Here is a 4308-nt window from a genome sequence, read left to right on the forward strand (position 1 = left end):
AGCGTGCGCGGCAGCAGCCCGTGCCGCATGGCCAGCACCATCTTCATCACGCCGGCCACCCCGGCGGCGGCCTGGGTGTGGCCGATGTTGGACTTGATCGAGCCCAGCAGCAGGGGGAGTTCGCGGTCCTGGCCGTAGGTGGCGAGCAGCGCCTGGGCCTCGATCGGGTCGCCGAGGCGGGTGCCGGTGCCGTGCGCCTCCACGGCGTCCACGTCGGAGGTGGAGAGCCGGGCGTTCGCCAGCGCCTGGCGGACGACCCGCTGCTGGGAGGGGCCGTTGGGCGCGGTCAGACCGCTGGACGCGCCGTCCTGGTTGACGGCGCTGCCGCGGACCACGGCGAGCACCGGGTGCCCGTTGCGGCGGGCGTCGGAGAGCCGCTCCAGCAGGAGCACGCCGACGCCCTCGCCCCAGCCGGTGCCGTCCGCCGCCTCGGCGAACGCCTTGCAGCGCCCGTCCGAGGCGAGTCCGCGTTGCTTGGAGAACTCCACGAAGGACAGTGGGGTCGACATCACCGTGACCCCGCCCGCCAGGGCGAGCGAGCACTCGCCCCGGCGCAGCGACTGGACGGCGAGGTGGAGGGAGACCAGCGACGCGGAGCAGGCGGTGTCCACGGTGACCGCCGGGCCCTCCAGCCCGAAGGTGTAGGAGATGCGGCCGGAGACCACGCTGGCGCCGATGCCGGTCGCGAGGTAGCCCTCGGCCGCCTCCGGGGCCCTGGTCACCAGCGCCGCGTAGTCCTGCCCGTTGGTGCCGGCGAAGACACCGGTGCGGCTGCCGCGCAGCGACCGCGGGTCGATGCCCGCCCGCTCGAAGGCCTCCCAGGAGGTCTCCAGCAGCAGCCGCTGCTGCGGGTCCATGACCAGGGCCTCACGCGGGCTGATCCCGAAGAAGCCCGCGTCGAACTGCGAGGCCCCGTACAGGAACGCGCCCTCGCGGACGTACGAGGCGCCGGTGCCGTCGGCGTTGCCGCCGAGCAGGCGGTCGGTGTCCCAGCCGCGGTCGGCGGGGAACTCGCCGACGGCGTCACCGCCGTCGGCGAGCAGCCGCCACAGGTCCTCGGGGGTCCGCACGTCGCCGGGGAAGCGGCAGCTCATCGCGACGATCGCGATCGGCTCGTGCTCCGCGGCCTCCAGCTCGCGGACCCGCTGACGCGTCCGCCGCAGGTCCGCGGTCACCTTCTTGAGGTAATCGACGACCTTGTCATCCGTCCGCATTGCACACCTTCCAGGCAGCGTTGTCCGCTCAGAGGCCGAATCAGAGGCCGAATTCCGCATCGATCAGGGAGAGCACCTCATCCACCGACGCGGATCGCAGTTCGAGGTCCGCATCGACAGTGGCAGTCGCACCCGGGGCCGGGACACCCCTGACGGACACCCCTGCACCCCTGAACTCGCGCCACTTGCCCAGCAGGGTCTCCAGCCTGGCGGTGACCCGGCGACCGTCCTCGTCGTCCAGCTCGGCGGCCGTGAGCGCGGCCTCCAGCGCGTCCAGCCCGGTGAAGACGTCCGCCTCCCCGGCGGCGTCCTCCGCCGGCGCCAGCCGCTCCGCCAACAGGCGGGCCAGCGCGACCGGGGCCGGGTGGTCGAAGAGCAGCGTGGAGGGCAGCGGGAGGCCCGTGGCGCCGCCCAGCCGGTTGCGCAGCTCGACCGCCGTCAGCGAGTCGAAGCCCAGCTCCAGGAACCCCTTCTGCGGTTCCACGGCCTCCGGCCCGCGGTGCCCGAGCACCTCCGCGGTGAGCCGCCGGACCAGCTCCAGCAGGATCCGCTCGCGCTCCACCGGGGAGACGCCCGCCAGGCGCGCCGCGAGCGCCGTCCCCTCCTCGGCCGGCGCGGCCGGGCCGTCCCGGTCCGGGGCCAGCGCCCGGACGGCCGGCAGCTCGGCGAGCAGCCGGCTGGGCCTGGCCGCGACGAACCCCGGGGCGAACCGGGCCCAGTCCACGTCCACCACGGCGAGCGCGGTGTCGCCCTGGGCGAGTGCGGCGTCCAGGGCGGCCAGCCCCGACTCCGGTGCCAGCGGGGTCACCCCGGTCCGCCGGGCGCGTTCCAGCACCTCGCCCCCGGCGGCCATGCCGCCCTCGTCCCACGGCCCCCAGGCCACCGAGGTGGCGGGCAGGCCGAGGGCCGCGCGCTGCTCGGCCAGGGCGTCAAGACAGGCGTTGGCGGCGGCGTAGTTGGCCTGCCCGGGAGCGCCGAGCGTGCCGCTGAACGAGGAGAACAGCACGAAGGCCGCGGGCGCCGGGGCCAGGGTCAGTTCGTGCAGGTGGCGGGCCGCGGTGGCCTTGGCCCGCAGGACGGTCTCCAGCCGCTGCGGCGTCAGCGCGTCGATCACGCCGTCGTCGAGCACCCCGGCGGCGTGCACCACCGCGGTCAGCGGGTGCGCGGCGGGGATGTCGGCCAGGAGCGCGGCGAGCCGGTCACGGTCGGCGACGTCACAGGCCGCGACGGTCACCGCCGCGCCGAGAGCGCCGAGTTCGGCGGTCAGTTCGGCCGCGCCCGGCGCCTCGGGGCCGCTGCGGCTGGTGAGCAGCAGCCGGCGCACGCCGTGCTCGGCGACCAGGTGCCGGGCCAGCCGGGCGCCGAGCGCCCCGGTGCCGCCGGTGATCAGCACCGTGCCCTCGGCGTCCCAGCCCGGCGCGCCGCCGCGCCGCACCGGCGGCGCGGGCAGCAGCCGCCGCCCGTACAGGCCGTCGGGCCGCACCGCGACCTGGTCCTCGCCGCCGGCGCCCCGCAGAACCCCGCACAGCCGGTCCCCGGCCGGGCCGTCGACCTCCTCCGGCAGGTCCACCAGGCCGCCCCAGCGGTCGGGGTGCTCCAGCGCGGCCGCCCGCCCGAGGCCCCACAGCGCGGCCTGCGCCGGGCTCGCGACCTGTCCGCCGACCGACACGCCGGCCCGGGTCGCGCACCACAGCGGGGCGTCCACGGCCAGGTCGCCGAGCGCCTGGAGCAGTGCCACCGCGCCGACCGTGACGGTGCGCTCGCAGGCGCCGTCCGCGAGGGCCAGCAGCGAGAGCACACCGGTCGGCGCCGGGCCGTCCAGGGCCGGCCGGAGCCGGCCCGCCAGGGCGTCGCGGTCGAGGCCGTCCGGGCCGACCGTCACCCGCAGCAGGTCCGCGCCGTGCCGCTCCAGCGCTGCCAGGGCGCCCTCGACGGCCGCCGGGGTGCCCCCGGCCGGCAGCACGGCCAGCCAACGGCCCGGCAGCAGGGCGCTCTCCGGCTCGGGAAGGCGCTGCCAGTCCGCCCGGTAGCGCCAGGAGTCGAGCCGGGAGGCGTCCCGCTTCCGGTGGCGCCAGGAGGACAGCGCGGGCAGCACCTCGCCGAGCGAGCGCTGTTCCTCCTCGGCCAGCCGGAGGCTCGTGCCGAGCGCGGCCAGGTCGCGCTGTTCGACGGCCTCCCAGAAGGCGGTGTCCACCGGGTCGGCCGCCGGCGCGGGGCCGTCCAGCCAGAACCGCTCGCGCTGGAAGGCGTAGGTGGGCAGTTCCACCCGGCCGGCCGTGGCCCCGGCGGCGGCGAAGAAGGCCGGCCAGTCCACCGCGGAGCCGAGGGTGTGCAGCGTGCCGACCGCCCGGACCACGGACGCGGCCTCCGGCCGGTCCCGGCGCAGCGCCGGCAGCAGGGTGTGGCCGCCCTCGGACGGCGCCCCGGCCAGGCAGTCCCGGCCCATCGCGGTCAGCACGCCGTCCGGGCCCAGCTCCAGGAAGCGGGTCACCCCTTCGGCGGCCAGCCGGCCGAACACCTCGTGGAACCGGACGGCGCAGCGGATCTGGCCGGTCCAGTACTCCGCCGTGCACAGCTCCTCGGCGGTCACCTGGCGGCCGGTGCCGGAGACCACCGGGATCCGCGGCCCGTGGTAGGTCAGCGACTCGGCGATCCGGCGGAACTCCGCCAGCATCGGGTCCATCAGCGGGGAGTGGAAGGCGTGGCTGACCCGCAGCCGCCTGGTGCGGTGCCCGGCGGCGGCGAGCCCTTCGGCGATCCGCAGGACGGCCTCCTCCGGGCCCGCCAGGACCACGGCGCGCGGGCCGTTGACGGCGGCCACGGCCACGGTCGGCTCGTCGCCGAGCAGCGTCAGCACCTCGGCCTCGGCGGCCTCCACGGCCACCATGGCCCCACCGGACGGCAGTTGCTGCATCAGCCGGCCGCGGGCGGCGACCAGCCGGGCGGCGTCGGCCAGCGACAGCACCCCGGCGGCGTGCGCGGCGGCCAGCTCGCCGACGGAGTGCCCGGCGAGGAAGTCGGGCCGCAGGCCCCAGGATTCGACCAGGCGGTAGAGGGCGACCTCGACGGCGAACAGGGCGGGCTGGGTCCAGCC

General features: G+C 77.0%; 2 protein-coding genes. Both read right to left on the bottom strand.

All coding sequences use genetic code 11. The features are described 5' to 3' along the window. A partial coding sequence (locus ABZ449_RS41735) for a beta-ketoacyl synthase N-terminal-like domain-containing protein (RefSeq protein WP_360357297.1) occupies positions 1 to 1214 on the bottom strand: 1214 nt, incomplete at its 3' end. Between the two features lie 40 nt (positions 1215 to 1254). Further along, positions 1255 to 4308: SDR family NAD(P)-dependent oxidoreductase (locus ABZ449_RS41740; protein WP_360357299.1), on the bottom strand; the 3054-nt coding region annotated here is incomplete at its 5' end.

The organism is Kitasatospora sp. NPDC005856, assembly GCF_040629945.1.
GTDB lineage: Bacteria > Actinomycetota > Actinomycetes > Streptomycetales > Streptomycetaceae > Kitasatospora.